The organism is Salmonella sp. 3C, from assembly GCF_025426275.1.
Taxonomy (GTDB): Bacteria; Pseudomonadota; Gammaproteobacteria; order Enterobacterales; family Enterobacteriaceae; genus Salmonella; species Salmonella enterica.
Genome location: NZ_CP104858.1, coordinates 1,823,344 through 1,850,324 on the forward strand (window position 1 = coordinate 1,823,344; position 26,981 = coordinate 1,850,324).

25 protein-coding genes, 4 tRNA genes and 1 pseudogene are annotated in these 26,981 nt (G+C 54.8%); 22 read left to right on the forward strand and 8 right to left on the reverse strand.

Features of this window, described 5'->3' with window-relative positions; translation table 11 throughout:
* The first annotated feature begins 21 nt into the window (after positions 1 to 21).
* From wecB to N7E69_RS08740, 15 genes are all read left to right on the forward strand, one after another.
* A complete protein-coding gene (gene wecB / locus N7E69_RS08670) occupies positions 22 to 1,152 on the forward strand; it encodes a non-hydrolyzing UDP-N-acetylglucosamine 2-epimerase (RefSeq protein ID WP_000866685.1) in 1,131 nt (376 codons plus the stop codon).
* Positions 1,149 to 2,411 (forward strand): UDP-N-acetyl-D-mannosamine dehydrogenase, encoded by a 1,263-nt coding sequence (gene wecC, locus N7E69_RS08675; protein WP_000011238.1) that lies wholly within the window; start codon positions 1,149 to 1,151, stop codon positions 2,409 to 2,411. The genes wecB and wecC overlap by 4 nt, the downstream gene beginning before the upstream one ends.
* Positions 2,411 to 3,478, forward strand: coding sequence for a dTDP-glucose 4,6-dehydratase (rffG, locus tag N7E69_RS08680; RefSeq protein ID WP_000822143.1), 1,068 nt, complete (start codon positions 2,411 to 2,413; stop codon positions 3,476 to 3,478). The genes wecC and rffG overlap by 1 nt, the downstream gene beginning before the upstream one ends.
* Positions 3,421 to 3,735, forward strand: coding sequence for a sugar phosphate nucleotidyltransferase (locus N7E69_RS08685; protein WP_223151143.1), 315 nt, complete (start codon positions 3,421 to 3,423; stop codon positions 3,733 to 3,735). Before rffG ends, N7E69_RS08685 begins: the two co-directional genes overlap by 58 nt.
* Entirely contained in the window at positions 3,713 to 4,390 is a 678-nt protein-coding gene (gene rffC, locus N7E69_RS08690) for a dTDP-4-amino-4,6-dideoxy-D-galactose acyltransferase (RefSeq protein ID WP_001145156.1), read from the forward strand. Before N7E69_RS08685 ends, rffC begins: the two co-directional genes overlap by 23 nt.
* A 4-nt stretch (positions 4,391 to 4,394) precedes the next feature.
* Entirely contained in the window at positions 4,395 to 5,525 is a 1,131-nt protein-coding gene (gene rffA / locus N7E69_RS08695) for a dTDP-4-amino-4,6-dideoxygalactose transaminase (RefSeq protein ID WP_000612080.1), read from the forward strand.
* A gap of 1 nt (position 5,526) precedes the next feature.
* A complete protein-coding gene (gene wzxE / locus N7E69_RS08700; RefSeq protein WP_000050305.1) occupies positions 5,527 to 6,777 on the forward strand; it encodes a lipid III flippase WzxE in 1,251 nt (416 codons plus the stop codon).
* A complete protein-coding gene (locus N7E69_RS08705; RefSeq protein WP_000217198.1) occupies positions 6,774 to 7,853 on the forward strand; it encodes a TDP-N-acetylfucosamine:lipid II N-acetylfucosaminyltransferase in 1,080 nt (359 codons plus the stop codon). The genes wzxE and N7E69_RS08705 overlap by 4 nt, the downstream gene beginning before the upstream one ends.
* Complete coding sequence (wzyE, locus tag N7E69_RS08710) at positions 7,850 to 9,208, forward strand: ECA oligosaccharide polymerase (RefSeq protein WP_000055605.1); 1,359 nt, start codon at positions 7,850 to 7,852, stop codon at positions 9,206 to 9,208. Before N7E69_RS08705 ends, wzyE begins: the two co-directional genes overlap by 4 nt.
* Positions 9,205 to 9,945, forward strand: coding sequence for a lipopolysaccharide N-acetylmannosaminouronosyltransferase (gene wecG / locus N7E69_RS08715; protein WP_000183621.1), 741 nt, complete (start codon positions 9,205 to 9,207; stop codon positions 9,943 to 9,945). Before wzyE ends, wecG begins: the two co-directional genes overlap by 4 nt.
* A gap of 206 nt (positions 9,946 to 10,151) precedes the next feature.
* Positions 10,152 to 11,537 (forward strand): bifunctional threonine/serine APC transporter ThrP, encoded by a 1,386-nt coding sequence (gene thrP, locus N7E69_RS08720; protein WP_001751838.1) that lies wholly within the window; start codon positions 10,152 to 10,154, stop codon positions 11,535 to 11,537.
* Positions 11,538 to 11,639: 102 nt separating this feature from the next.
* Positions 11,640 to 11,716 (forward strand) — tRNA-Arg (locus tag N7E69_RS08725).
* Positions 11,717 to 11,770: 54 nt separating this feature from the next.
* Positions 11,771 to 11,846, forward strand: a tRNA-His gene (locus tag N7E69_RS08730).
* Between the two features lie 20 nt (positions 11,847 to 11,866).
* Positions 11,867 to 11,953, forward strand: a tRNA-Leu gene (locus tag N7E69_RS08735).
* 42 nt (positions 11,954 to 11,995) lie between these two features.
* Positions 11,996 to 12,072, forward strand: a tRNA-Pro gene (locus tag N7E69_RS08740).
* 581 nt (positions 12,073 to 12,653) lie between these two features.
* Here the strand turns inward: N7E69_RS08740 and hemY are convergent.
* From hemY to hemC, 4 genes are read right to left on the reverse strand one after another with little or no spacing between them, the layout of a single operon-like run.
* Positions 12,654 to 13,850: a protoheme IX biogenesis protein HemY gene (hemY, locus tag N7E69_RS08745; protein ID WP_001546072.1), complete on the reverse strand. Its 1,197-nt coding sequence runs from the start codon at positions 13,848 to 13,850 to the stop codon at positions 12,654 to 12,656.
* Between the two features lie 2 nt (positions 13,851 to 13,852).
* Positions 13,853 to 15,022 (reverse strand): uroporphyrinogen-III C-methyltransferase, encoded by a 1,170-nt coding sequence (gene hemX / locus N7E69_RS08750; protein WP_000138949.1) that lies wholly within the window; start codon positions 15,020 to 15,022, stop codon positions 13,853 to 13,855.
* Positions 15,023 to 15,043: 21 nt separating this feature from the next.
* Positions 15,044 to 15,784 carry a uroporphyrinogen-III synthase gene (gene hemD / locus N7E69_RS08755; protein ID WP_000025494.1) on the reverse strand — a complete coding sequence of 247 codons (741 nt, stop codon included), beginning with the start codon at positions 15,782 to 15,784 and terminating at the stop codon, positions 15,044 to 15,046.
* A complete protein-coding gene (gene hemC, locus N7E69_RS08760; RefSeq protein ID WP_001521319.1) occupies positions 15,781 to 16,722 on the reverse strand; it encodes a hydroxymethylbilane synthase in 942 nt (313 codons plus the stop codon). The genes hemD and hemC overlap by 4 nt, the downstream gene beginning before the upstream one ends.
* A 376-nt stretch (positions 16,723 to 17,098) precedes the next feature.
* On the opposite strand from hemC, the gene cyaA reads away from it, so the two are divergent.
* Positions 17,099 to 19,645 (forward strand): class I adenylate cyclase, encoded by a 2,547-nt coding sequence (cyaA, locus tag N7E69_RS08765; protein ID WP_000281718.1) that lies wholly within the window; start codon positions 17,099 to 17,101, stop codon positions 19,643 to 19,645.
* Positions 19,646 to 19,722: 77 nt separating this feature from the next.
* On the opposite strand, the gene cyaY is transcribed toward cyaA, so the two are convergent.
* From cyaY to N7E69_RS08785, 4 genes and pseudogenes are all read right to left on the reverse strand, one after another.
* The gene (gene cyaY / locus N7E69_RS08770; protein WP_000999925.1) at positions 19,723 to 20,043 is read right to left on the reverse strand and encodes an iron donor protein CyaY; all 321 of its coding nucleotides are present in this window, start codon (positions 20,041 to 20,043) and stop codon (positions 19,723 to 19,725) included.
* A gap of 69 nt (positions 20,044 to 20,112) precedes the next feature.
* A complete protein-coding gene (locus N7E69_RS08775) occupies positions 20,113 to 20,502 on the reverse strand; it encodes a DUF3021 family protein (RefSeq protein WP_001125566.1) in 390 nt (129 codons plus the stop codon).
* Positions 20,490 to 20,792 (reverse strand): annotated as a pseudogene (locus N7E69_RS08780) (hypothetical protein); the annotation flags it as partial. The pseudogene N7E69_RS08780 and the gene N7E69_RS08775, both read right to left, overlap by 13 nt.
* On the reverse strand, positions 20,762 to 21,013 hold the full coding sequence (locus N7E69_RS08785) for a hypothetical protein (RefSeq protein ID WP_001594384.1): 252 nt from the start codon (positions 21,011 to 21,013) through the stop codon (positions 20,762 to 20,764). The gene N7E69_RS08785 and the pseudogene N7E69_RS08780, both read right to left, overlap by 31 nt.
* Before the next feature lie 185 nt (positions 21,014 to 21,198).
* Here N7E69_RS08785 and lptM point away from each other — a divergent pair, with 185 nt between their 5' ends.
* The 6 genes from lptM to uvrD all read left to right on the forward strand — a co-directional run bounded on the left by lptM (position 21,199) and on the right by uvrD (position 26,880).
* Positions 21,199 to 21,402, forward strand: coding sequence for an LPS translocon maturation chaperone LptM (lptM, locus tag N7E69_RS08790; protein ID WP_000799903.1), 204 nt, complete (start codon positions 21,199 to 21,201; stop codon positions 21,400 to 21,402).
* Between the two features lie 36 nt (positions 21,403 to 21,438).
* Positions 21,439 to 22,263 (forward strand): diaminopimelate epimerase, encoded by an 825-nt coding sequence (gene dapF, locus N7E69_RS08795; RefSeq protein WP_001160674.1) that lies wholly within the window; start codon positions 21,439 to 21,441, stop codon positions 22,261 to 22,263.
* A complete protein-coding gene (locus N7E69_RS08800; protein ID WP_000812763.1) occupies positions 22,260 to 22,967 on the forward strand; it encodes a DUF484 domain-containing protein in 708 nt (235 codons plus the stop codon). The genes dapF and N7E69_RS08800 overlap by 4 nt, the downstream gene beginning before the upstream one ends.
* Positions 22,964 to 23,866 (forward strand): tyrosine recombinase XerC, encoded by a 903-nt coding sequence (gene xerC / locus N7E69_RS08805; RefSeq protein WP_000132878.1) that lies wholly within the window; start codon positions 22,964 to 22,966, stop codon positions 23,864 to 23,866. Before N7E69_RS08800 ends, xerC begins: the two co-directional genes overlap by 4 nt.
* The gene (gene yigB, locus N7E69_RS08810; protein WP_001213560.1) at positions 23,866 to 24,582 is read left to right on the forward strand and encodes a 5-amino-6-(5-phospho-D-ribitylamino)uracil phosphatase YigB; all 717 of its coding nucleotides are present in this window, start codon (positions 23,866 to 23,868) and stop codon (positions 24,580 to 24,582) included. Before xerC ends, yigB begins: the two co-directional genes overlap by 1 nt.
* A 135-nt stretch (positions 24,583 to 24,717) precedes the next feature.
* A complete protein-coding gene (gene uvrD, locus N7E69_RS08815) occupies positions 24,718 to 26,880 on the forward strand; it encodes a DNA helicase II (RefSeq protein ID WP_000383436.1) in 2,163 nt (720 codons plus the stop codon).
* Positions 26,881 to 26,981 lie beyond the last annotated feature (101 nt).

A 26,981-nucleotide genomic window follows, 5' to 3' on the forward strand; every position in this document is an offset into this window, starting at 1 on the left:
GTCTATTCGAAGAGAATCGATGTGAAAGTACTGACTGTATTTGGTACACGACCGGAGGCCATTAAGATGGCGCCTCTGGTCCATGCGCTGGAAAAAGATCCTCATTTCGAGGCCAAAGTATGCGTTACTGCGCAGCATCGGGAGATGCTTGATCAGGTATTAACTCTTTTTTCTATTGTGCCTGATTACGATCTCAACATTATGCAGCCGGGACAGGGGTTGACGGAAATTACCTGCCGAATTCTGGAGGGATTAAAGCCGATCCTGGCAGATTTTAAACCTGATGTGGTGCTGGTTCATGGCGATACCACCACTACGATTGCTACCAGCCTGGCGGCTTTCTATCAACGAATTCCGGTAGGGCACGTAGAAGCCGGGTTGCGAACCGGCGATCTCTATTCCCCCTGGCCGGAAGAGGCAAACCGCACGCTGACCGGACATCTGGCGATGTACCACTTTGCGCCGACGGAAAACTCGCGGCAGAATCTGTTGCGGGAGAACATTCCGGATGAGCGCATTTTTGTCACTGGCAATACCGTTATTGACGCGCTGATCTGGGTACGCGATCGCGTTCTGACGAGCGATACATTACAGGCTGAACTGGCCGAGCAGTATCCTTTCCTCAACGCGAATAAGAAGATGATTTTGGTGACCGGTCATCGGCGTGAAAGCTTTGGTCAGGGCTTTGAGCATATCTGCCAGGCGCTGGCGGAAATCGCCGCCGCGAACCAGAATGTGCAAATTGTCTATCCGGTGCATCTCAATCCCAACGTCAGCGAACCTGTCAACCGTATCCTCGGCCATGTTGAAAACGTGGTACTGATTGAGCCGCAGGACTACTTACCTTTTGTCTGGCTGATGAATCACGCCTGGCTCATTCTGACCGATTCCGGCGGTATTCAGGAAGAAGCGCCGTCATTAGGTAAGCCGGTATTGGTCATGCGTGAAACCACAGAGCGTCCGGAAGCCATTACCGCTGGTACGGTAAGACTGATCGGCACGGACTCCCGGCGCATTGTGGCGGAAGTTATGCGTCTGCTGCACGACGAAAATGAATATCAAACCATGAGCCGCGCCCATAATCCTTATGGTGACGGGCAATCATGCGCGCGCATTTTACAGGCGTTAAAAAGTTATCGGGTATCGTTATGAGTTTTACGACCATTTCTGTTATTGGGCTGGGGTATATCGGATTACCGACTGCGGCCGCTTTTGCTTCCCGCCAGAAGCAGGTTATCGGCGTGGATATCAACCAACATGCGGTAGACACCATAAATCGCGGTGAAATTCACATCGTGGAGCCGGCGTTGGGCAATGTGGTGAAGATGGCGGTGGAAGGCGGCTTTCTGCGTGCGACGACGACACCTGTCGAGGCCGATGCGTACCTGATTGCCGTGCCGACGCCATTCAAAGGCGATCACGACCCTGACATGGCCTATGTGGAAGCCGCGGCGAAATCCATTGCGCCGGTATTAAAAAAAGGGGCACTGGTGATTCTGGAATCAACATCGCCGGTCGGCGCAACGGAGCAAATGGCTGGCTGGCTGGCCGGGATGCGCCCGGATCTGACCTTTCCCCAGCAGGCGGGCGAGCAGGCCGACGTGAATATCGCCTATTGTCCGGAGCGTGTGCTGCCGGGTCAGGTGATGGTGGAACTCATTAAAAATGACCGCGTGATTGGCGGTATGACGCCAGTATGTTCGGCTCGCGCCAGCGCGCTGTACAAAATTTTCCTTGAGGGCGAATGCGTTGTCACCAACTCGCGCACCGCAGAGATGTGCAAGCTGACGGAAAATAGCTTCCGTGATGTGAATATCGCCTTTGCGAATGAATTGTCGCTGATTTGCGCCGAACAGGGGATTAACGTCTGGGAATTGATCCGTCTGGCGAACCGCCATCCGCGCGTCAATATTTTGCAGCCGGGCCCAGGCGTTGGCGGGCACTGCATTGCGGTCGATCCGTGGTTTATTGTGGCGCAAAATCCGCAGCAGGCGAGACTGATTCGCACCGCGCGTGAAGTGAACGACGGCAAACCGCACTGGGTGGTCGATCAGGTAAAAGCCGCGGTCGCAGATTGCCTGGCGGCCACCGATAAACGCGCCAGCGAAGTGAAAATCGCCTGTTTTGGGCTGGCCTTTAAGCCGAATATCGACGATCTGCGCGAAAGCCCGGCGATGGGGATCGCGCAAAGTATCGCCCGCTGGCACAGCGGCGAAACCCTGGTCGTCGAACCGAATATCCGTCAGTTGCCGAAAAAATTGGACGGACTTTGCACGCTGGCGAAACTGGACGCGGCGCTGACCGCCGCCGATGTGCTGGTGATGCTGGTCGATCACGACGAATTTAAAGCGATTCCCGGCGATGCGGTTCATCAACGTTATGTGGTTGATACCAAAGGAGTCTGGCGCTGATGAAACGCATTCTGGTGACCGGAGGCGCAGGCTTTATCGGATCTGCGGTGGTGCGGCATATCATCCATGAAACGGCAGACGCGGTGGTGGTGGTGGATAAACTCACCTATGCGGGCAACCTGATGTCTCTGGCGTCGGTGGCGCAAAGCGACCGTTTCGCCTTTGAGAAGGTGGATATCTGCGATCGGGCATCACTGGAGCGAGTTTTCCAGCAGTATCAGCCCGATAGCGTGATGCACCTGGCGGCGGAAAGCCATGTAGACCGTTCCATCGACGGCCCGGCGGCGTTTATTGAAACGAATATCGTTGGTACTTACACCTTGCTGGAAGCCGCTCGCGCTTACTGGTCCGCGCTTGACGCGGACGCTAAAGCGGCGTTCCGCTTCCACCATATCTCCACCGATGAAGTGTATGGCGATCTGCATACTGCAGACGATTTCTTCACCGAAACCACGCCATATGCGCCAAGCAGCCCTTATTCCGCCTCCAAAGCCAGCAGCGACCATCTGGTACGCGCCTGGTTACGTACCTACGGTCTGCCTACGCTTGTCACCAACTGCTCTAATAACTACGGGCCCTACCATTTCCCGGAAAAACTGATCCCGCTGATGATTCTGAACGCGCTGGCGGGTAAACCATTGCCGGTCTATGGCAACGGTCAGCAAATTCGCGACTGGCTGTATGTAGAGGATCATGCCCGTGCGTTGTATCACGTGGTGACGAACGGCGCGGTGGGCGAAACGTATAATATCGGCGGTCATAACGAACGTAAAAATCTGGATGTGGTCAGGACGATCTGCGCTCTGCTGGAAGAACTGGCCCCACAAAAACCGCAGGGTGTGGCGAATTATCACGATCTGATTACCTTCGTCGACGATCGACCCGGCCATGACTTACGTTATGCCATCGACGCGTCGAAAATCGCCCGCGAGCTGGGCTGGACGCCGCAGGAAACCTTCGAAAGCGGGATGCGAAAAACCGTTCAGTGGTATCTCGCCAATGAGGCCTGGTGGAAACCCGTGCAGGATGGCAGTTATCAGGGCGAACGCTTAGGACTGAAACGCTAAACGGCAGGTTCTTACTCCTGGAGGAGAAACGAATGAAAGGCATCATTCTGGCGGGAGGTTCCGGTACCCGGTTGCATCCCATTACGCGCGGCGTATCAAAGCGCCAGGGCTTCAAAATTGCCTGTCTGGAGGAGATTGCCTGGCGCAACGGCTGGCTGGATGATGATGGTTTGAAACGCGCCGCCAGTCAGCTTGAAAAAACCGGCTATGGCCAATATTTACTGGAGTTGCTCCGTGCCCGTCCGCGCCAGTATTGAACCGTTACTCTGGGAAAATACGTTTTTTGGCGTGAATAGCGGCATTGTGCGTATCGATGCCTCAGCGCCCGAATTAACGCCAGAAGCGCTGCAGGCGTGGCAACGTGTGCAGGTAAAAGTGCCGGCTGAAAACATCGCCTGGCTGTCGGCGTTGCAATCGCTGGGATTCTCTTTGGTTGAAGGCGAGGTGGATTTTGCGTTGCCGGTAAAAGGGCATCGCGACCAGCATGGCGCGGAAATTGCACACCTTACGGACATTCCTGCTTTGCGTCAGTTGGCCGGAGAGGCGTTTACGCAGAGTCGTTTTCGCGCGCCGTGGTATGCGCCCGACGCCAGCGCCCGTTTTTACGCCCAGTGGATTGAGAATGCGGTACGCGGCACGTTTGATCACCAATGCCTGGTGCTTCGCACGGAGACAGGCGCTATCCGCGGTTACGTCTCGCTGCGGGAATTGAATGATACCGACGCGCGCATTGGCCTGTTGGCCGGACGCGGCGCGGGAGCGGAACTTATGCAGGCGGCGATCTGTTGGGCGCAGAGTCGCGGCAAAGCAACATTGCGGGTGGCGACCCAGTTGGGCAACACCGCCGCGCTTAAACGTTACATACAAAGCGGTGCCAACATCGAAAGCACTGCGTACTGGTTATACAGGTGACAACATGATTCCTTTTAATGCGCCGCCGGTGGTGGGAACCGAACTCGAATACATGCAGTCTGCAATGAGCAGCGGCAAACTGTGTGGCGACGGCGGCTTTACGCGTCGTTGCCAGCAGTGGCTGGAGCAACATTTCGGCAGCGCGAAGGTGTTGCTAACGCCTTCCTGTACCGCATCGCTGGAGATGGCGGCTCTGTTGTTGGATATTCAGCCCGGCGATGAAGTGATCATGCCGAGCTTTACGTTTGTCTCCACTGCTAACGCTTTTGTCCTGCGCGGCGCGAAAATTGTGTTTGTCGATATTCGTCCGGATACGATGAATATTGACGAAACGCTGATTGAGGCGGCGATTACTGATAAAACCCGCGCTATCGTGCCGGTACACTACGCTGGCGTCGCTTGTGAAATGGACGTCATCATGGCGCTGGCGGATAAGTATAATCTGTTCGTTGTCGAGGATGCCGCCCAGGGTGTGATGTCCACGTACAAAGGGCGCGCATTAGGGACGATCGGTCACATCGGCTGTTTTAGCTTCCATGAAACCAAAAATTACACCGCTGGCGGCGAAGGCGGCGCGACGCTGATCAACGATCGTACGCTAATTGAACGCGCGGAGATCATCCGCGAAAAAGGCACCAACCGTAGCCAGTTCTTCCGTGGTCAGGTGGACAAATACACCTGGCGGGATATCGGCTCCAGTTATTTGATGTCCGATCTGCAGGCTGCCTATCTGTGGGCGCAACTGGAGGCCGCCGATCGTATCAATCAACAGCGTCTGTCGCTGTGGCAGACTTACTACGATGCGTTAACGCCGCTGGCGCGCGCCGGGCGTATCGAGCTGCCTTCTATTCCGGAAAACTGCGGGCATAATGCCCACATGTTTTACATCAAACTGCGGGATATCGCCGATCGCAGCGCGCTGATTAATTTCCTGAAAGAGGCGGAAATCATGGCGGTATTCCATTACATTCCGCTGCATGATTGTCCGGCGGGCGATAAATTCGGCGAGTTTATCGGGGACGATGTCTACACCACAAAAGAGAGCGAACGTTTGTTGCGTCTGCCGCTGTTTTATAACCTTGCGCCCGTCGATCAACGAACGGTGATTACTACCTTGCTAAATTATTTCTCCTGATATGTCGCTTGCTAAAGCCTCCCTGTGGACGGCGGTCAGTACGCTGGTAAAAATTGGCGCCGGACTGCTGGTGGTGAAACTACTGGCCGTCTCTTTTGGTCCGTCGGGCGTCGGACAAGCGGGTAACTTCCGCCAGATGATTACCGTGCTGGGCGTATTGGCTGGCGCCGGGATATTTAACGGCGTTACCAAACTTGTCGCACAACATCATGATAACCCGGCGCAGTTACGTACCGTGGTGGGAACCTCCTCCGCGATGGTATTGGGGTTCTCTACGCTGCTGGCGCTGGTCTTCTTGCTGGCGGCGGCGCCGATTAGCCAGGGATTGTTCGGTCACACGGACTATCAAGGGCTGGTGCGTCTGGTTGCGCTGGTACAAATGGGGATCGCCTGGGCGAACCTGCTGCTGGCGCTAATGAAGGGCTTTCGTGACGCGTCGGGTAATGCCTTATCGTTAATTGTCGGCAGCTTTTTGGGCGTCGCCGCTTGGTATCTCTGCTACCGTGTCGGCGGCTATGAAGGTGCTCTGCTTGGTCTGGCGCTGGTGCCGGCGCTGGTAGTAGTACCAGCCGGTATGATACTGATTAAGCGCGGCACCGTCCCGCTACGCTATCTCAAGCCCTCCTGGGACAATGGTCTGGCAGGGCAGCTCAGTAAATTTACCCTGATGGCGCTGATTACCTCCGTTACGATGCCGGTCGCCTATGTGATGATGCGAAACCAACTGGCCGCGCACTATAGCTGGAGCGATGTCGGGATCTGGCAGGGCGTAAGCAGTATTTCTGACGCCTATCTGCAATTTATCACCGCCTCCTTCAGCGTTTACCTGTTACCCACGCTCTCACGCCTGACGGAAAAACAGGACATTACGCGTGAAGTGGTAAAAGCGCTGAAATTTGTTTTACCAGCGGTTGCGGCGGCGAGTTTTACCGTCTGGCTACTGCGCGATTTTGCTATCTGGCTGCTTTTTTCCGCCAAATTCACCGCGATGCGCGATCTGTTCGCCTGGCAGTTAGTGGGCGACGTGCTGAAAGTTGGCGCCTATGTTTTCGGTTATCTGGTGATTGCCAAAGCGTCGTTGCGATTTTACATTCTGGCCGAAATTAGCCAGTTCATTCTGTTAACGGCGTTCGCTCACTGGCTGATTCCCGCTCACGGCGCGCTGGGTGCGGCACAGGCTTATATGGTCACCTATATTGTCTATTTTTCACTTTGTTGCGGCGTATTTTTACTCTGGCGTAGGCGAGCATGACTGTACTGATTCACGTCCTGGGATCGGATATCCCTCACCATAACCACACCGTGCTGCGGTTTTTCAATGATACGCTGGCCGCCACAAGCGAGCACGCGCGCGAATTTATGGTTGCCGGTGAAGATAACGGCTTCACGGAAAGCTGCCCGGCGCTCTCGCTTCGTTTTTATGGCAGTAAGAAAGCGCTGGCGCAGGCGGTCATCGCCAAAGCGAAAGCAAATCGTCGACAGAGATTCTTCTTTCACGGTCAGTTCAACACCAGCCTGTGGCTGGCGCTGTTAAGCGGCGGTATTAAGCCAGCTCAGTTTTACTGGCATATCTGGGGCGCGGATCTCTACGAAGTGTCCAACGGGCTGAAATTCCGCCTTTTCTACCCGCTTCGTCGTATCGCGCAGGGGCGAGTAGGGTGCGTATTCGCGACGCGCGGCGATCTCAGCTATTTTGCGCGCCAGCATCCGAACGTACGCGGCGAGTTGCTCTATTTCCCGACGCGCATGGATCCTTCCCTGAATGCTATGGCAAAAGAGTGCCAACGTGCGGGGAAATTGACCATTTTAGTAGGGAACTCCGGCGATCGCAGTAACCAACATATTGCGGCGTTACGGGCGGTGTATCAGCAGTTTGGCGATACGGTAAACGTGGTGGTGCCGATGGGCTATCCGGCCAATAACCAGGCCTATATTGATGAGGTTCGCCAGGCCGGCCTGGCGCTATTTAGCGCCGAAAATCTACAAATTCTTAGCGAAAAAATGGAATTTGATGCCTATCTTGCGCTTTTGCGCCAGTGCGACCTCGGTTATTTTATTTTTGCCCGCCAACAGGGGATCGGGACGTTGTGTCTGCTAATTCAGGCCGATATCCCGTGCGTACTGAACCGCGACAATCCTTTCTGGCAGGATATGGCGGAACAGCATCTGCCCGTCCTGTTTACCACGGACGATCTTAATGAGCAGGTCGTGCGCGAGGCGCAGCGTCAGCTCGCATCGGTAGATAAAAGCGGCATCACCTTCTTTAGCCCCAACTACCTGCAGCCGTGGCATAATGCGTTGAGAATCGCCGCAGGAGAAGCCGAATGAGTTTAATGCAATTCAGCGGGCTGCTGGTGGTCTGGCTGCTCTCTACGCTGTTTATCGCCACGCTGACCTGGTTTGAATTCCGCCGCGTGCGTTTTAACTTCAACGTTTTCTTTTCGTTGCTGTTTTTGTTGACCTTCTTTTTTGGTTTTCCGCTAACCAGCGTGCTGGTATTTCGTTTCGACGTTGGCGTCGCGCCGCCGGAAATCTTATTGCAGGCTCTATTATCCGCCGCCTGTTTCTACGGCGTGTATTACGTGACCTATAAAACGCGTTTACGCAAACGCGTTGTGGATGTACCACGCAAGCCGCTATTTACCATGAACCGGGTGGAAACCCACCTTACCTGGGTGATCCTGATGGGCATCGCGCTGGTGAGCGTGGCGATTTTCTTTATGCATAACGGCTTTTTGCTGTTCCGGCTGCACTCCTACAGCCAGATATTTTCCAGCGAAGTCTCCGGCGTGGCGTTAAAACGGTTCTTCTATTTCTTCATTCCGGCGATGCTGGTGGTCTATTTCCTGCGCCAGGACAGCAAAGCGTGGCTGTTCTTTCTGGTGAGCACCGTCGCGTTTGGTCTGTTGACCTACATGATTGTCGGCGGCACGCGCGCTAACATCATTATTGCGTTTGCTATCTTCCTGTTTATCGGCATTATTCGGGGCTGGATCAGCCTGTGGATGCTGGCGGCGGCGGGCGTGCTGGGGATTGTCGGTATGTTCTGGCTGGCGCTCAAACGCTACGGATTAAATGTGAGCGGCGATGAGGCGTTCTATACGTTTCTTTATCTGACGCGCGATACCTTTTCGCCGTGGGAGAATCTGGCGCTGCTGTTGCAAAATTACCACAATATCGATTTTCAGGGGCTGGCCCCTATCGTGCGTGATTTCTACGTCTTTATTCCCACCTGGTTATGGCCGGGACGACCCAGTATTGTGCTGAACTCTGCGAATTACTTCACCTGGGAAGTCCTGAACAACCATTCTGGCCTGGCGATATCGCCAACGCTTATCGGATCGCTGGTGGTCATGGGCGGGGCGCTGTTTATTCCGCTCGGCGCGATCGTCGTCGGGCTGATTATCAAATGGTTCGACTGGCTGTATGAACTGGGTAACCGGGAGCCCAATCGCTATAAGGCGGCGATTCTGCACAGTTTCTGCTTTGGCGCCATCTTTAATATGATTGTGCTGGCGCGAGAAGGGCTGGATTCGTTTGTTTCGCGCGTGGTTTTCTTCCTGGTGGTTTTTGGCGCCAGCCTGCTGGTCGCTAAGCTTCTGTTCTGGTTATTTGATAGCGCCGGGCTGATTCATAAACGTACAACTTCGCTCCCTCAGGCACAGGTGGAAGGAAAACTATGACCAATAATGCCGCTGCGCCCCTTTACTCGCTGCGTGGATTACCTCTGATTGGCTGGCGCGACATGTCACACGCGCTGAATTATCTGTTTGCCGATGGTCAACTGAAGCAAGGCACGTTGGTGGCGATCAACGCCGAAAAGCTGCTGACGGCGGAAGATAATCCGGAAGTCCGCGCGTTGATAGCGGCGGCGGAATTTAAATATGCCGATGGCATCAGCGTGGTGCGTTCAATACGTAAAAAATTTCCGCAGGCGCAGGTTTCTCGCGTGGCTGGCGCCGACCTTTGGGAAGCGTTAATGGCGCGCGCGGGGAAAGAAGGCACACCGGTATTTCTTGTCGGCGGCAAGCCTGAGGTGCTGGCGCAGACGGAAGCAAAACTGCGGACGCAGTGGAACGTCAATATTGTGGGTAGCCAGGACGGTTACTTTACGCCGGAGCAGCGTCAGGCGCTATTTGCGCGTATCCATGCCAGCGGCGCGAAAATTGTCACCGTCGCGATGGGATCGCCAAAACAGGAATTACTCATGCGCGATTGTCGGGAAGTGCATCCCCATGCGCTATATATGGGGGTGGGCGGTACCTATGATGTGTTTACCGGTCACGTCAAACGCGCCCCAAAAATATGGCAGAACCTGGGGCTGGAGTGGTTGTATCGTCTGCTTTCTCAACCGAGGCGTATTACCCGCCAGATGCGCCTGCTGCGCTATCTTCGCTGGCACTATACTGGCGATCTCTAATTCTCCCTTCTGATGACTTGAGCAGCGGATTGTGCTTATGGTGCTGCTCATTTACAACATAATCGATGATTTCTTACACAATAAGTGCATTTTTTTAATGCTCCATTTGCCATTTGTCCAAATTTAAGAAAATATTCGCAACAATCGATGTACCCATAACAATAACCGGTACTACCGGAACCGTTGCAAACACGACATGAGGATTTATGGCAGAGAAAAAACCGGAGCTACAGCGTGGGCTGGAAGCTCGTCATATTGAATTGATTGCCCTCGGGGGCACCATCGGCGTCGGACTCTTTATGGGCGCCGCCAGTACGCTGAAATGGGCGGGCCCGTCAGTGCTGCTGGCGTATATCATCGCCGGATTGTTCGTCTTTTTCATCATGCGTTCGATGGGGGAGATGCTCTTTCTGGAACCTGTTACCGGCTCCTTTGCCGTGTACGCCCACCGGTATATGAGTCCTTTTTTTGGCTATCTTACCGCCTGGTCATACTGGTTTATGTGGATGGCGGTCGGGATCTCGGAAATTACCGCCATTGGGGTCTACGTCCAGTTCTGGTTTCCGGAGATGGCGCAGTGGATACCGGCGCTGATTGCCGTCGGACTTGTTGCGTTGGCGAATTTGGCTGCGGTGCGCCTGTATGGTGAAATCGAGTTCTGGTTTGCGATGATCAAAGTCACCACGATTATTGTGATGATCATCATCGGTCTGGGGGTGATTTTCTTCGGCTTTGGTAACGGCGGCCAGGCGATTGGCTTTGGTAATCTGACCGAGCATGGCGGCTTTTTTGCCGGCGGCTGGAAAGGCTTTCTGACCGCATTATGTATCGTGGTGGCCTCTTATCAAGGGGTTGAGTTGATCGGTATTACCGCCGGTGAAGCGAAGAATCCACAGGTGACGTTGCGTAGCGCGGTGGGTAAGGTGCTGTGGCGTATCCTGATTTTTTATGTTGGCGCGATTTTCGTGATCGTCACCATTTTCCCGTGGAATGTGATTGGCAGCAACGGCAGTCCCTTTGTGCTCACCTTCGCGAAAATCGGCATCACCGCCGCGGCAGGCATTATCAACTTTGTCGTGCTGACGGCGGCGCTCTCCGGCTGTAACAGCGGAATGTATAGCTGTGGGCGTATGCTTTACGCGCTGGCGAAAAACCGTCAACTGCCGGCGGCAGTCGCGAAAGTCTCTCGCCACGGCGTGCCGGTCGCGGGCGTGGCGCTCTCTATTTTGATTTTGCTGGTAGGTTCTTGCCTGAACTACATCATCCCCAATCCGCAGCGCGTCTTTGTTTACGTTTATAGCGCCAGCGTACTGCCGGGGATGGTGCCGTGGTTTGTCATTCTGATTAGCCAACTGCGCTTTCGTCGGGCGCATAAAGAAGCGATTGCGGATCATCCTTTTCGTTCCATTATGTTTCCGTGGGCGAACTATTTGACGATGGCGTTTCTGGTTTGCGTTTTAATCGGCATGTACTTTAATGAAGATACGCGCATGTCGCTGTTTGTCGGCGTCATCTTCCTGCTGGCCGTCACGCTGGTCTACAAAGTTTTCGGTCTGAATCGTCACGGAACCGCCCACAAGGTGGGGGAATAAGCGCCAAAATGCGCAAAGCATAACCAAACGCGCATTTTATTTAAAAAGGCACTGGACAGCGGGGTGTGAAGTCCGTATTATCCACCCCCGCAACGGCGCTAAGCGCCCGTAGCTCAGCTGGATAGAGCGCTGCCCTCCGGAGGCAGAGGTCTCAGGTTCGAATCCTGTCGGGCGTACCATTTATTTAGGTGCTTGAGCTGCGGTGGTTTAATACCGCGTAAAAAGTTTCAGTGGTGGCTATAGCTCAGTTGGTAGAGCCCTGGATTGTGATTCCAGTTGTCGTGGGTTCGAATCCCATTAGCCACCCCATTAATATAGAGTTGTGAAACGCGAAGGTGGCGGAATTGGTAGACGCGCTAGCTTCAGGTGTTAGTGTCCTTACGGACGTGGGGGTTCAAGTCCCCCCCCTCGCACCACGACTCAATGAATTGAACTAAAAATTCAAAAAAGCAGTATATCGGCGAGTAGCGCAGCTTGGTAGCGCAACTGGTTTGGGACCAGTGGGTCGGAGGTTCGAATCCTCTCTCGCCGACCAATTTTGAACCCCGCTTCGGCGGGGTTTTTTGTTTTCTGTTCATTTTCAACCCCTTATCCCGCACGTGTTGCCATTATGGTTTATTGGCGATATCCCAGTCTTCATTTGTCGCTATTCGGTGACGAATAATCTATTGATTTATAATCACTTTGTAAAAAGCATCCTGTTCTGTCTCCGCCGGGCGACACGCTAAAACCTCGCCAGCGGTGGGGGGATGACAATCGCGTGAATTGTCTACGTTTTTTTAATGCCTGCGCCTGTTTTTTAGCGGTGCAAAGATGGCACGTTATGTGCAATAATGTACGGGTAGATGCTCATTCCATCTCTTATGTTCGCCTTCTGGCCTCATAAACTCAGGAATGATGCAGAGCCGTTTACGGTGCTTATCGTCCACTGACAGATGTCGCTTACGCCTCATCAAACACCCTGGACACAACGTTGAGTGAAGCACCCCTTTATGTTGTCATACAGACCTGTTTTGACGCCAGCCCCTTAACCGGGCAGGCGTTTTTTTATGCATCCCGAATGATTTTGTGTAGGCGGTAGGCCCGGTAAGCGAAGCGCCACCGGGCAAGAGGGAATTACTGCGGGGGATTGTTCTGTAATGTCAGCATCAAGCCATCGCGCCGCATGGCGGCGGCCTCTTCCGGTTGATGCAGTCGATCAAGCGCATCGGCAAGCCAGGCATAATCATACGCGTCCGGGCGTTGTTTTAGCGCGGCGCGGAAAGCCAGGGTTGCCTCCTGCCATTCACCGTGTTTCATTAGCGACTGGCCGAGCGTGCTCCATAACAGCGGGCGATCGCCTACCGTCTTGATTTGCTGACGCAGCACTTTCTCCAGTTGTTCCGGATTATTGGTTCTGAGGCGAGGAATGGGCAGCACCAGCCGATCGTCATACTGGCGTTTCAGACCGTCGATGATAATCTGCTGCGCCATATCATGATCGTCACATTCGATCAGATGCTCGGCCATCGCGACCTGCAGCGCCACCTGATGGCGGGTTTTACGGCTTTGGTTTTTCCACCAGGTGCGTAATCCTTCGCTGCCCTGCTCGGCGCGCGCCTGATCCATGAGTCCTATCCACGCCTGTTGTTCGAGCATGGCGCGATGCGCTTCATCGCCGACGTGCGCTTTCGCCATGGATGGGATGATATCCAGTAAAGAACTCCATGCGCTGGTGCGAATATAGGCCTGCTCCGCCAGACGCAGAACTTCCGGGTGACGCGGCGTGACCTCCAGCAGTTTGTCCACGCCGTGACGCGCTGCGTGATTTTCATTGCGCGCCAGCTGTAAGCGCACGCGCGTGATCTCGACCGGGATGGTGTCGTTCCCCGCCAGCTCTGCCGCACGTTCAAGGTGCTGATTAGCGCGTGCTTCATCGCCGCGCTGCTGCGCCGCTTCTGCCGCCAGCAGATAATTTACCACCGGTTGTTCAGCATGGTCGGCATTTTTTGACATCAGCTTTTCAACCTGCTGATAGTCGCCCTCCGCCAGCTTCAGCAGCGCCTGTTCGGTCTGCTTGCGGGCGCGACGGCGTTTACGACCGGCAAACCAACCGCGGGTGTGCGCGCCGGTACGAAACAGACGGCGTAGTAACCACTCAATGGCGAATAGCACCACCATAGCGACGATGAGAATGATCGCCAGGCCGGTGACGCTGGTTTCAATGTTGTAGTTATCGGTCTGGATTAACACATAGCCCTGGTGACCGGCTATCATCGGGCCGACCACGATACCCGCAAGCAACAACACAAAGAGCAATAATACTTTTAGCATCATTATTCTCCTTGCGGCGCGGCTGCCGGAGCGTCTGTCTGCGTGGCAGGCGCTGCCGTAGAGACTGTCGGTTGCGCCAGCAGATTACGCACGCGGGTTTGCATCAGTTTTTCAAGAATCGCCTGGCTTCCCAGAGTTTCCGGCAGATCCATCGTGATATTTTGCTGGCTTAATTTATCGACCTCCTCCAGGAAGGCTTTTGTCGCGGCGTCGTCAGTATCGTAATAAGCGCGAACCCAGGTCGAAACGTTATCCAGCGCCTGACGGTATGTTTCTTCCTGATGGCGTGGCACGGCCTGCGCGGCGACTAACAGGCGGGAGCGAATATTTTCGCGTAAATAGACGTCCTGGTTGGGCGCCAACAGCGGTACGGCGGTATCATCGCGGCGGCGAATGGTAATAAAGCTGTCCATAAAGTTCTGCCAGCTTTTTTGCAGGTTAACGCGCCATTCGCTTAGCGAGCTGGACAGCTCGCTGCTGTCTGAATCCATCGGCGAACCATCGGTATCGTTATCCGCCAGACGCAGGTTATCGATTTGGTTAGAGAGCTGATTGAGCTTGAGAATAATGCCGTCGTAGTCGATCTGCGCAACGGATGACAGGCTGGCGATATCGTCAGTAATCGCGCGTCGTGCGGTAATCAGGCTGGGGTCATTCATGTCCGCCAGACTGGCGTCAGCGCTTTTGAGCAGCGCAGCGGCGGTAGTGACGTCCTGATCGCTCCACAGCTTACGTCCGGCGAGTTTCACCAGGAAATCAGCCTGCGCCAGCAGCCAGGTTTTAGCATCGCTGCCGGAAATGGTGGCGACTTTTTGTTGTACTTCATCAAGCTGTTTCGCCAGCGCCGCCTGTTGGCGATTCGCGTCATCTAACTGCGCCGCTTGTTTTTTGATAATCCCTTCCAGCTCCGCTTTTTGGCTCTCCTGCGCCTTTTGCAAGGCGGTCAGTTGCGTCGCCAGCGCATCGCTGGTTTCCGTTTGCGCGGTTGCTTGCTGTTTCCCCCAGCCATAAAGCCCAATACCTGCCGCCAGGGCAATCGCAATCGCCACCGCGCTTAATACCAGCGCGGCGCCGTTCTTACTTTTTTTCTCGGTATTAACTGGCTGTGGCGTGGTTTCCACGCTCTCCCTGGTATCATCAACCACGGCGGAGGATTTTTCTTGTTCCGTCATTATGGCATCCCATTATGAGAGTTATTGTAATGCGCGCAACAGCGCATCGTTGTCGGCGTTATCAGCGACCTTAATATCTTGCCAGCCCAGCTCCCGGGCGAGGTGCGCCAGACGTTCACTGACGACCAATAGCCGACAGCGTAGTAACCAGTGCTCACGATACCACTCGGGAGTCAGCGACCAGAGCCGTTGCAACATCTCGCCGCTGGTAACAACAAGCGTTGTTACGCCGCGAGTATGCCAGCGCATCGCTTCTTCCGCGCCATCGTAATGTTTCGCACATCGTTGATAACATTCACAAAAACTGACTTCGGCTCCGCGAGCTGTCAGGGTTTCGCCCAGCAGTTCGCGGCCGCCATTGCCACGCAAAATCAGCGCGCGTTTGCCCGCAATATTTTGTAATTCAGGTAATTGTAGCAAGGCTTCGCTGATTTCCCGATCCAATGGATAACGAATATCGAACCCGCTAACGGTATGAAGGGCGAGCGCCGTGGTGCGGCCAATCGCGAAATAGCGCGGCGACGCAGGCCAGTTTCGGCCATCCCGCTGGAGCTGGGCGTGAGCAAAGGCGACGGCGTGCTGTGAAAGGGCAAAAACCAGATCGTTTTCCGTCAGTGTCGCCAGGCGGTCGGCCAGGGTGGGTAGCTCCCGGCCGGCGACAAATTCAATCAGTGGAAAACTCCAGGCCACCTGCCCCAGTGCGCGCAGACGGCTCACTAACGCTTCCCCTGCGGGAGAGGGGCGGGTGATCAGAATACTCATGCGGGCGTCTCGCCGTTATAAACTTCCGTCAGAATCGCGCGTGCGCCGTTTTCCAGCAGTTCCTCTGCAAGCGAGATGCCCATTTGCTCCGCCTGCTCGGGAGAACCACGACGTTCGCCGCGCACCATCACCGAACCGTCCGGCGCGCCAACCAGCGCGCGTAGCCAAATTTCACCGTTGATGATTTCTGCATAGCTGCCAATCGGCACCTGACAACCGCCTTCCAGGCGGGTGTTCATAGCGCGTTCCGCCGTTACGCGCAGCGCGGTTTGCGAGTGATTCAACGGTGCGAGCAGCGCCTGTGTTCGCGCGTCGTCAAGACGACACTCAATCCCGACGGCGCCCTGGCCTACGGCAGGAAGTGAAACGTCGGGCGGCAAGGCTGTGCGAATGCGCGACTCCAGACCTAAGCGTTTCAGACCGGCCACGGCCAGGATAATGGCGTCATAATCGCCGTTGTCCAGCTTGCCGAGACGTGTGCCAACGTTGCCACGCAACGAACGGATAATGAGGTCCGGACGGCGTTCCGCCAGTTGACACTGACGACGCAAACTGGACGTCCCGACGATACTACCCGCGGGCAGATCGTCCAGACTGTGATATTTATTCGAGACAAACGCGTCGCGCGGATCTTCGCGCTCGCAAATGGTCACCAGACCGAGACCGTCCGGGAAGGCCACCGGAACGTCTTTCATAGAGTGCACGGCGATATCAGCGCGTTTTTCCAGCAGCGCGATTTCAAGCTCTTTAACAAACAGTCCCTTACCGCCCACTTTCGCCAGGGGAGTATCGAGAATCACGTCGCCGCGTGTGACCATCGGCACCAGTTCTACCGTCAGTCCCGGATGGGTTGCCATCAATGCGTCTTTGACATAATGTGCCTGCCAAAGCGCAAGGGGACTTTGGCGTGTGGCAATTCTTAAAACATTGTCTAACATGCTTGTTACCGTCATTATCAATCATTGACCATCCTAACATCCTTATAGAGAGTATGTTAGTTTTCCGGTCACCGTGAGTGAGAGGATAAGGCGCAGTGTCGTCAAGGACAGTGAATAATGACGAGAAACCGCCAGCCCGTATTTAAGAATTTACACGCAGCGAACGGTGCTACACTTGTATGTAGCGCATCTTTCTTTACGGTCAATGAGCAAGGTGTTAAATTGATCACGTTTTAGACCATTTTTTCGTCGGTATTAGATAAAAATATGCAGGCGAGAAAGGGTAACGGTTATTTTTGACATACGGTTTATCCCGAATGGCGACGGTCAAGTACTGACCTGCACCATGACGGGTAGCAACATCAGGCGATACGTCTTGTACCTCTATATTGAGACTCTGAAACAGAGACTGGATGCCATAAATCAACTGCGTGTGGATCGCGCGCTTGCTGCCATGGGACCCGCTTTTCAGCAGGTTTACAGTCTTCTGCCGACATTATTGCACTATCACCATCCACTGATGCCGGGTTACCTTGATGGTAACGTTCCCAGCGGTATTTGCTTCTACACGCCTGATGAAACCCAACGCCACTATCTGAACGAACTTGAGCTGTACCGCGGTATGACGCCGCAGGACCCGCCGAAGGGCGAGCTGCCGATTACCGGCGTTTACACCATGGGCAGCACCTCCTCGGTTGGGCAGAGCTGCTCGTCCGACCTGGATATCTGGGTGTGCCATCAGTCCTGGCTCGACGGTGAAGAGCGTCAGTTGCTGCAACGTAAGTGTAGCCTGCTGGAAAGCTGGGCCGCCTCGCTTGGCGTTGAGGTGAGCTTCTTCCTGATCGACGAGAACCGTTTCCGCCATAACGAAAGCGGCAGTCTGGGCGGGGAAGACTGTGGTTCTACGCAGCATATCCTGTTGCTTGATGAGTTTTATCGTACCGCTGTGCGCCTGGCCGGGAAACGTATCCTGTGGAGTATGGTGCCGTGCGACGAAGAAGAGCATTACGACGACTATGTCATGACGCTCTACGCGCAGGGCGTATTAACGCCAAACGAATGGCTGGATCTGGGGGGCTTAAGCTCGCTCTCCGCCGAAGAGTACTTTGGCGCCAGCCTGTGGCAGCTATACAAGAGCATTGACTCGCCGTACAAAGCGGTGCTGAAAACGCTGCTGCTGGAAGCCTATTCATGGGAATATCCTAACCCACGTCTGCTGGCGAAAGATATTAAACAACGTCTGCATGACGGTGAAATCGTATCGTTTGGACTCGATCCCTACTGCATGATGCTGGAACGGGTCACTGAATACCTGACGGCGATTGAAGATCCGACGCGGCTGGATTTAGTCCGCCGCTGCTTTTACCTGAAAGTGTGCGAGAAATTAAGTCGCGAGCGTGCCTGCGTAGGCTGGCGTCGGGAAGTATTAAGCCAGTTAGTCAGCGAGTGGGGATGGGACGACGCGCGTCTGACCATGCTCGATAATCGCGCAAACTGGAAAATCGATCAGGTGCGCGAAGCCCACAACGAATTGCTCGACGCCATGATGCAAAGCTATCGTAATCTGATTCGCTTTGCGCGGCGCAACAACCTCAGCGTGAGTGCCAGCCCGCAGGATATCGGCGTACTGACGCGTAAGCTGTACGCTGCTTTTGAAGCGTTGCCGGGTAAAGTCACGCTGGTGAACCCGCAGATATCGCCGGATCTGTCCGAGCCGAATTTAACCTTTATCCATGTGCCGCCGGGACGCGCCAACCGTTCAGGCTGGTATCTCTACAACCGCGCGCCGAACATGGATTCCATCATCAGCCATCAGCCGCTGGAATATAACCGTTATCTTAATAAGCTGGTCGCGTGGGCGTGGTTCAACGGCCTGCTGACGTCGCGAACGCATCTGTTTATTAAGGGCAACGGTATTGTCGACCTGCCTAAGTTGCAGGAGATGGTCGCCGATGTTTCGCACCATTTCCCGCTGCGCTTGCCTGCTCCGACGCCGAAAGCGCTCTACAGCCCCTGTGAAATTCGCCATCTGGCGATTATCGTTAACCTCGAATATGACCCGACGGCGGCGTTTCGCAATAAAGTGGTCCATTTTGACTTCCGTAAGCTGGATGTTTTCAGCTTTGGCGAAGAGCAAAACTGTCTGATAGGCAGTATCGACTTGTTATATCGCAACTCGTGGAACGAAGTGCGTACTCTGCACTTTAACGGCGAGCAGGCGATGATCGAAGCGCTGAAAACGATTCTGGGGAAAATGCACCAGGATGCCGCGCCGCCGGATAGCGTGGAGGTGTTCTGCTACAGTCAGCATCTTCGCGGTCTGATTCGCACCCGCGTGCAGCAACTGGTCTCCGAATGTATCGAGCTACGTCTTTCCAGCACCCGTCAGGAGACCGGTCGCTTCAAGGCGCTGCGGGTTTCCGGGCAGACGTGGGGACTATTCTTCGAACGCTTGAATGTCTCGGTGCAGAAGCTGGAGAACGCTATCGAATTCTACGGCGCGATTTCGCATAACAAGCTGCACGGGCTGTCGGTACAGGTGGAAACCAACCAGGTGAAATTGCCGTCAGTGGTGGATGGCTTCGCCAGCGAAGGGATTATCCAGTTCTTCTTTGAAGAAACGGGCGATGAGAAAGGCTTTAATATTTATATTCTGGATGAAAGTAACCGGGCGGAAGTGTATCACCACTGCGAAGGTAGCAAGGAAGAACTGGTGCGCGACGTCAGTCGCTTCTATTCATCATCGCACGATCGCTTCACGTATGGCTCCAGTTTTATCAACTTTAACCTGCCGCAGTTCTACCAGATAGTGAAAACCGATGGCCGCGCGCAGGTGATCCCATTCCGTACGCAGCCTATCAACACCGTGCCGCCAGCAAACCAGGATCATGACGCGCCGCTATTGCAGCAGTATTTTTCCTGAGGATTTTTGCCCGGTGGCGGCTACGCCTTACCGGGTCTACAGTAAGCCGGATAAGCAAAGCGCATCCGGCAAATAAATCAACGAAAACTCACCTTTTCACCCGCCTGCTGCGTTGCCGCCTGCTCCAGCAGATCCCAGAACGTTTCGCCGCTGCGATCGCAAACCCACTCGTCGCCTTTCAGATCGAAATGATAGCCGCCCTGTTTGGTCGCCAGCCACACCTGGTGCAACGGCTCCTGACGGTTAATAATGATCTTACTGCCGTTCTCAAAGCTGAGGGTCAGCACGCCGCCGTTGATTTCGCAGTCGATATCGCTGTCGCCGTCCCAGTTATCGAGGCGTTCTTCAATGGTGAGCCACAGGGCGTCAGCCAGGCGATGAAATTCACTGTCGTTCATTGTTTTATCCCGCTATTGAGTGATATCGCCAGTATAAGGGGAAGCGTCAGCTTCTGGAACCGATACGAATTACCGTTGTGAGCGGTAAAGGATAAAACTCAGCGGTAGGTAAATGACGATAAATAGCGCACTGGTGATAAGTATGACGGACGCGTTAACCGGGAAATGGTTCAGAGCCGACAGCATTGCCACCATCAGCGCGACGCAGCCGCCGCAGAGGAGAAAATGCAACAGGATTAAGGGGGCGCGCGGCTTTGCTTTGATATCCAAAAGAGCGCTAAGCAGACCGAGTACCGCGCTTATCGTCAGGACTCCGGCAGCTTCAACACCGTTTATCGTGCCGTGCATAACGCTTTCAACAATGACGTAAATGCATGAACCGATCCCCACGCCCCGAAGGGCGTTTTTCAGATGTTTATTCAAACGCGCAAAACGGTTTAGCGGCGTCATTTTTGGCATTCCTGCGCCTGCGTTATGATGATGATATCTTTATTATTGGTGTACATGACGTTCCTATTCAGAGTATGCGACTTATCCGGGCAGGGGGATGCTGTTCGGTAAAGCTGGCTGCCAATCCACGTATAAACATAGCGGTTGTCATACGCAAAACGCTCGGTGACTTTTAGCGGCCCATTGATGCTAAAGACATGAATACCCTGACCTTGCTGGCTATCACGCATAAAATAGCCATGCTCTTTTCCGGCGTTAATTTCCCGGTTCAGGAAGGGGGCTGGGCTATCCAGTTCCAGCCCTGATTTGCCGGGTTAATCAATGAATTGGGTAACCGACGCAGGCGTTTGAAATTCACCTCCGGCAACGAAAGATTGTTCTCCTCTTCTGGCTGGAGATAAACCACGCCGCTGCCTTGCCGTTGATAAACATTGTGCGGAGATTCACTCAGCCGGCATCCCCAGGCGGGAGGTAGCAGAAGTGAAAGCGAAAAAAGGCAAAACAAATTACGATATTGCATAAGGTCATCCGGACGTGGTACGTAAACCTAAAGTGATGAGCAAAGCATGTTTCCTGATGTAAATGCGCAATAATCATGGCAACGCGCCGCTTTTCAGATTTTATAAAGAGCCCCTAAACGCTTGCTTTTACGCCTTCTCCTGCGATGATAGAAAATAGAAAGCATGAACTTACAGGCAATCCATAATGAAAAACGTGTTTAAGACACTCGCTGTACTTCTGACTCTGTTCAGCCTGACGGGCTGCGGTTTGAAAGGGCCGCTTTATTTCCCGCCAGCCGATAAAAATGCGCCGCCGCCGACGAAAAAAGTCGATTCGCAAACGCAGTCCACGATGCCCGATAAGAACGATCGCGCAACGGGAGATGGCCCGTCCCAGGTCAATTACTGAGGATAGTTTTCTGTCCCCGCGTGAACGGAGTGAATGATGCAATTCTCTAAAATGCATGGCCTTGGCAACGATTTTATGGTCGTCGACGCGGTAACGCAGAATGTCTTTTTTTCGCCGGAACTGATTCGTCGGCTATCCGACAGACACCTGGGCGTAGGGTTCGATCAGCTGCTGGTGGTTGAGCCGCCCTATGATCCTGAGTTGGACTTTCATTACCGCATCTTCAACGCCGACGGCAGTGAAGTCTCGCAGTGCGGCAATGGCGCGCGCTGTTTCGCGCGATTTGTTCGCCTGAAAGGGCTAACCAATAAACGCGACATTCGGGTCAGTACCGCGAATGGCCGGATGGTACTGAGCGTCACGGAAGATGAACTGGTGCGGGTGAATATGGGGGAGCCAAACTTTGAACCCGCGCAGGTGACTTTTCGCGCCAACAAAGCGGAAAAGACGTATATTATGCGAGCGGCGGAACAGACCATACTGTGCGGCGTGGTTTCAATGGGCAATCCGCACTGTGTCATTCAGGTTGATAACGTCGACACGGCGGCCGTTGAAACACTGGGGCCGGTTCTGGAAAGCCATGAGCGTTTTCCGGAGCGCGCCAACATTGGTTTTATGCAGGTTGTAAGACGTGAGCATATCCGGCTGCGAGTCTATGAACGCGGCGCAGGGGAGACCCGCGCGTGCGGCAGCGGCGCGTGCGCTGCCGTTGCCGTGGGGATTCAGCAGGGGCTGCTGGCTGAAGAAGTACGCGTGGAATTACCGGGCGGTCGGCTGGATATCGCCTGGAAAGGTCCGGGTCATCCGTTATACATGACTGGTCCGGCGGCACATATCTACGACGGATTTATCCATTTATGAAGCAACCAGAGGAAGAACTACAGGAAACGCTCACGGAACTGGACGATCGAGCGGTCGTCGATTACCTGCGCCATCACCCTGAGTTTTTTATCCGTAACGCCCATGCCGTGGAAGCGATGCGTGTTCCACATCCCGTGCGGGGAACGGTTTCGCTCGTTGAGTGGCATATGGCCCGCGCGCGTAATCACATCAATGTGCTTGAAGAAAATATGACGCTGCTGATGGAACAGGCTCATGCCAATGAAAGCCTGTTTTATCGCTTGCTGCATCTGCAAAGCCGTCTGGTCGCCGCGGATAGTCTGGATGAGATGCTGGTGCGGTTTCACCGCTGGGCGCGCGATTTGGGGCTTGCCGGCGCGACGCTGCGTTTGTTCCCGGATCGGTGGCGTCTTGGCGCGCCATCGCGCTATACGCATCTGGCTTTAAACCGTCAGGCCTTCGAGCCGCTGCGTATTCAACGACTGGGACAGTCGCAGCATTATCTTGGCCCGCTAAACGGCCCGGAACTGCTGGTGGTCTTGCCGGAGGCGAAGGCTGTAGGCTCGGTAGCTATGTCGATGATGGGCAGCGATGGCGACCTCGGGGTGATTCTCTTCAGCAGCCGTGACCCGCACCACTATCAGCCGGGGCAGGGGACGCAGCTTTTACAGGAGATCGCGCTGATGCTGCCGGAACTGCTGGAACGCTGGATTAAACGCGTATGACGGATGTCGCGCTTTCTCAGGATGTCTCGCGGTTCCTGCGCTATTTAGGCGTGGAGCGCCAGCTTAGCCCCATTACCGTGCAGAACTACCAGCGTCAGCTTGATGCCATTATCGCTTTAGCCGGAGAAACCGGGCTGAAAAGCTGGCAACAATGTGACGCTGCGATTGTGCGCAGTTTTGCGGTGCGCAGTCGGCGTAAAGGGCTTGGCCCTGCCAGTCTGGCGCTACGTCTCTCGGCATTGCGAAGCTTTTTTGACTGGTTAGTCAGTCAGGGCGAATTGAAAGCTAACCCGGCGAAGGGCGTCTCCGCACCGAAAGCGCCGCGTCATCTGCCGAAAAATATTGATGTCGACGACGTTAACCGCCTGCTGGACATCGATCTTAACGATCCGCTCGCCGTACGTGACCGGGCGATGCTGGAGGTCATGTACGGCGCGGGGCTGCGTTTATCCGAACTGGTTGGCCTGGATATAAAGCACCTCGATCTTGATACCGGCGAAGTGTGGGTAATGGGTAAAGGCAGCAAAGAGCGACGCCTGCCGATTGGCCGTAACGCGGTGACGTGGATTGAGCACTGGCTGGATCTGCGCGGCCTGTTCGCCAGCGATGAAGAGGCGTTATTCCTGTCGAAGCTCGGCAAGCGTATCTCCGCGCGCAATGTCCAAAAACGGTTCGCCGAATGGGGCATAAAGCAGGGGCTAAACAGCCACGTGCATCCACATAAGCTGCGCCATTCGTTCGCGACCCATATGCTGGAATCGAGCGGCGATCTGCGCGGCGTGCAAGAGCTGCTGGGTCATGCCAACCTTTCCACCACCCAAATTTATACTCATCTTGATTTTCAACATCTTGCTTCAGTGTACGACGCGGCGCATCCGCGCGCTAAACGGGGGAAATAATGCGTTTTTACCGGCCTTTGGGGCGTATTGCCGCGCTCACCTTTGACCTGGATGATACCCTTTATGATAACCGTCCGGTGATTTTGCGTACTGAGCAGGAAGCGCTCGCTTTTATGCAAAATTATCACCCGTCGCTACGTTCGTTTCAAAACGTCGATTTACAGCGGATACGGCAGGCGGTGCGTGAAGCGGAGCCGGAAATCTATCATGACGTTACCCGCTGGCGCCATCGTGCGATAGAGCAGGCCATGCGGGATGCGGGATTATCGGCGCAGGAGGCCATTGCCGGCGCGAATGCGGCGATGATGCATTTTGCCAAATGGCGCAGCCAGATTGAGGTTCCGCAGGCTACCCATGAGACATTACAGCAGCTTGCGAAAAAATGGCCGCTGGTGGCGATCACTAACGGCAACGCCCAGCCGGAACTATTTGGTCTCGGCGATTACTTTAAGTTTGTACTGCGCGCCGGCCCGGATGGACGTTCCAAGCCGTTTAGCGACATGTATTTCCTGGCGGCGGAAAAGCTGCATGTGCCGATCGGCGAGATCCTGCATGTCGGCGACGATCTGACTACCGATGTGGCTGGCGCTATTCGCTGTGGGATGCAGGCCTGCTGGATTAAACCTGAAAATGCCGACCTGATGCGGACGCAGGACAGCCGTTTACTGCCGCATATCGAAATTTCGCGGTTGGCATCTCTCACCTCGCTGATATAATCACCAGTAGTTCTGTATAAATTCCCAGTTATTCTGGCGGATGGCGCTATGCTTATCCGCCCTACGATAAGTAGCCCCGGTAAGCGAAGCGCCACCGGGCGTTTTTAGTTTTCATGTTTTTACGCGGCGGTGCCAATGGACGTTTCTTACCTGCTCGACAGCCTTAATGATAAACAGCGCGAAGCGGTGGCCGCGCCACGTAGCAACATGCTGGTGCTGGCGGGCGCGGGAAGCGGGAAAACCCGCGTGCTGGTGCACCGTATCGCCTGGTTACTGAGCGTAGAAAACAATTCGCCATACTCCATCATGGCGGTGACCTTTACCAATAAAGCGGCGGCGGAAATGCGCCATCGTATTGGCCAGTTGATGGGGACCAGCCAGGGCGGAATGTGGGTAGGGACGTTCCACGGTCTGGCGCACCGCCTGCTGCGCGCGCATCATATGGACGCTAATTTGCCGCAGGATTTCCAGATTCTCGACAGCGAAGATCAGATGCGTTTGCTTAAACGCCTGATTAAGGCGATGAATCTTGATGAGAAGCAGTGGCCGCCGCGTCAGGCGATGTGGTACATCAATAGCCAGAAAGACGAAGGGCTACGCCCGCACCATATCCAAAGCTATGGCAATCCGGTGGAACAGACCTGGCAGAAGGTGTATCAGGCCTATCAGGAAGCGTGCGATCGCGCTGGTCTGGTGGATTTCGCCGAGCTACTGCTGCGCGCTCATGAACTATGGCTGAACAAGCCGCACATCCTGCAACACTATCGCGAGCGGTTTACTAACATCCTGGTGGACGAATTCCAGGATACCAACAACATTCAGTACGCCTGGGTTCGTCTGCTGGCGGGCGATACCGGTAAGGTGATGATTGTCGGCGACGATGACCAGTCGATTTACGGCTGGCGCGGGGCCCAGGTAGAGAACATCCAGCGCTTCCTCAATGATTTCCCCGGCGCGCAGACCATTCGTCTGGAGCAGAATTACCGCTCGACCAGCAACATCCTTAGCGCGGCGAACGCTCTGATTGAGAATAACAATGGGCGTTTGGGTAAAAAGCTGTGGACTGACGGCGTTGATGGCGAACCGATATCGCTGTACTGCGCTTTCAACGAACTGGATGAAGCGCGCTTTGTGGTTAACCGTATCAAAACCTGGCAGGACAACGGCGGCGCGCTTGCGCAATGCGCCATCCTTTATCGCAGCAACGCCCAGTCGCGCGTGCTGGAAGAAGCGTTATTACAGGCCAGTATGCCGTACCGGATTTACGGCGGTATGCGCTTCTTCGAACGCCAGGAGATCAAAGATGCGCTCTCTTATCTGCGTTTGATTGCCAATCGCAACGATGATGCCGCCTTTGAACGCGTGGTGAATACCCCAACGCGCGGTATCGGCGACCGCACGCTGGACGTGGTGCGCCAGACCTCGCGCGATCGCCAGCTAACATTGTGGCAGGCGTGCCGTGAATTGTTACAGGAAAAAGCCCTGGCCGGGCGTGCGGCCAGCGCGCTGCAACGCTTTATGGAACTGATCGACGCTCTGGCGCAGGAAACTGCCGACATGCCGCTGCATGTGCAGACTGACCGGGTGATCAAAGATTCCGGCCTGCGCACCATGTATGAGCAAGAAAAAGGCGAGAAAGGCCAGACGCGCATCGAAAACTTAGAGGAACTGGTGACGGCGACGCGGCAGTTCAGCTACAACGACGAAGATGAAGATTTAATGCCATTGCAGGCCTTCCTCTCTCACGCGGCGCTGGAAGCGGGCGAGGGGCAGGCGGATACCTGGCAGGATGCGGTACAGCTGATGACGCTGCACTCGGCCAAAGGGCTGGAGTTCCCGCAGGTGTTTATCGTCGGGATGGAAGAGGGGATGTTCCCCAGCCAGATGTCGCTGGATGAGGGCGGGCGTTTGGAAGAGGAGCGTCGTCTGGCCTACGTCGGCGTTACCCGTGCCATGCAGAAACTGACGCTAACCTATGCCGAAACTCGCCGTCTGTATGGTAAAGAGGTCTACCATCGCCCGTCGCGTTTTATCGGCGAGTTGCCGGAGGAGTGCGTGGAAGAGGTCCGTCTGCGCGCCACCGTCAGTCGTCCGGTGAGCCATCAACGAATGGGAACGCCGCTGGCGGAAAACGACACAGGCTACAAACTCGGCCAACGCGTGCGCCATGCGAAGTTCGGCGAGGGAACTATTGTCAACCTGGAGGGCAGCGGCGAGCATAGCCGGTTGCAGGTGGCTTTTCAGGGGCAAGGGATCAAATGGCTGGTTGCCGCGTATGCGAAGCTGGAAACGGTTTGACCGGCTCTCATATTGCCGGATGGCACCTCTTATCCGGCCTACGTGCTGGCTAACATTTTGATTTGTAGGCCGGATAAGGCGAAGCCGCCATCCGGCGATAT

Excerpts from the sequence above, each read along its gene's own strand:
- wecC (WP_000011238.1), top strand. The coding sequence starts at position 1,149 with ATGAGTTTTACGACCATTTCTGTTATTGGGCTGGGGTATATCGGATTA.
- rffG (WP_000822143.1), top strand. The coding sequence starts at position 2,411 with ATGAAACGCATTCTGGTGACCGGAGGCGCAGGCTTTATCGGATCTGCG.
- rffA (WP_000612080.1), top strand. The coding sequence starts at position 4,395 with ATGATTCCTTTTAATGCGCCGCCGGTGGTGGGAACCGAACTCGAATAC.
- wzxE (WP_000050305.1), top strand. The coding sequence starts at position 5,527 with ATGTCGCTTGCTAAAGCCTCCCTGTGGACGGCGGTCAGTACGCTGGTA.
- N7E69_RS08705 (WP_000217198.1), top strand. The coding sequence starts at position 6,774 with ATGACTGTACTGATTCACGTCCTGGGATCGGATATCCCTCACCATAAC.
- wzyE (WP_000055605.1), top strand. The coding sequence starts at position 7,850 with ATGAGTTTAATGCAATTCAGCGGGCTGCTGGTGGTCTGGCTGCTCTCT.
- wecG (WP_000183621.1), top strand. The coding sequence starts at position 9,205 with ATGACCAATAATGCCGCTGCGCCCCTTTACTCGCTGCGTGGATTACCT.
- thrP (WP_001751838.1), top strand. The coding sequence starts at position 10,152 with ATGGCAGAGAAAAAACCGGAGCTACAGCGTGGGCTGGAAGCTCGTCAT.
- hemY (WP_001546072.1), bottom strand. The coding sequence starts at position 13,850 with ATGCTAAAAGTATTATTGCTCTTTGTGTTGTTGCTTGCGGGTATCGTG.
- hemX (WP_000138949.1), bottom strand. The coding sequence starts at position 15,022 with ATGACGGAACAAGAAAAATCCTCCGCCGTGGTTGATGATACCAGGGAG.
- hemD (WP_000025494.1), bottom strand. The coding sequence starts at position 15,784 with ATGAGTATTCTGATCACCCGCCCCTCTCCCGCAGGGGAAGCGTTAGTG.
- hemC (WP_001521319.1), bottom strand. The coding sequence starts at position 16,722 with ATGTTAGACAATGTTTTAAGAATTGCCACACGCCAAAGTCCCCTTGCG.
- cyaY (WP_000999925.1), bottom strand. The coding sequence starts at position 20,043 with ATGAACGACAGTGAATTTCATCGCCTGGCTGACGCCCTGTGGCTCACC.
- N7E69_RS08775 (WP_001125566.1), bottom strand. The coding sequence starts at position 20,502 with ATGCCAAAAATGACGCCGCTAAACCGTTTTGCGCGTTTGAATAAACAT.
- N7E69_RS08785 (WP_001594384.1), bottom strand. The coding sequence starts at position 21,013 with ATGCAATATCGTAATTTGTTTTGCCTTTTTTCGCTTTCACTTCTGCTA.
- lptM (WP_000799903.1), top strand. The coding sequence starts at position 21,199 with ATGAAAAACGTGTTTAAGACACTCGCTGTACTTCTGACTCTGTTCAGC.
- dapF (WP_001160674.1), top strand. The coding sequence starts at position 21,439 with ATGCAATTCTCTAAAATGCATGGCCTTGGCAACGATTTTATGGTCGTC.
- N7E69_RS08800 (WP_000812763.1), top strand. The coding sequence starts at position 22,260 with ATGAAGCAACCAGAGGAAGAACTACAGGAAACGCTCACGGAACTGGAC.
- xerC (WP_000132878.1), top strand. The coding sequence starts at position 22,964 with ATGACGGATGTCGCGCTTTCTCAGGATGTCTCGCGGTTCCTGCGCTAT.
- yigB (WP_001213560.1), top strand. The coding sequence starts at position 23,866 with ATGCGTTTTTACCGGCCTTTGGGGCGTATTGCCGCGCTCACCTTTGAC.
- uvrD (WP_000383436.1), top strand. The coding sequence starts at position 24,718 with ATGGACGTTTCTTACCTGCTCGACAGCCTTAATGATAAACAGCGCGAA.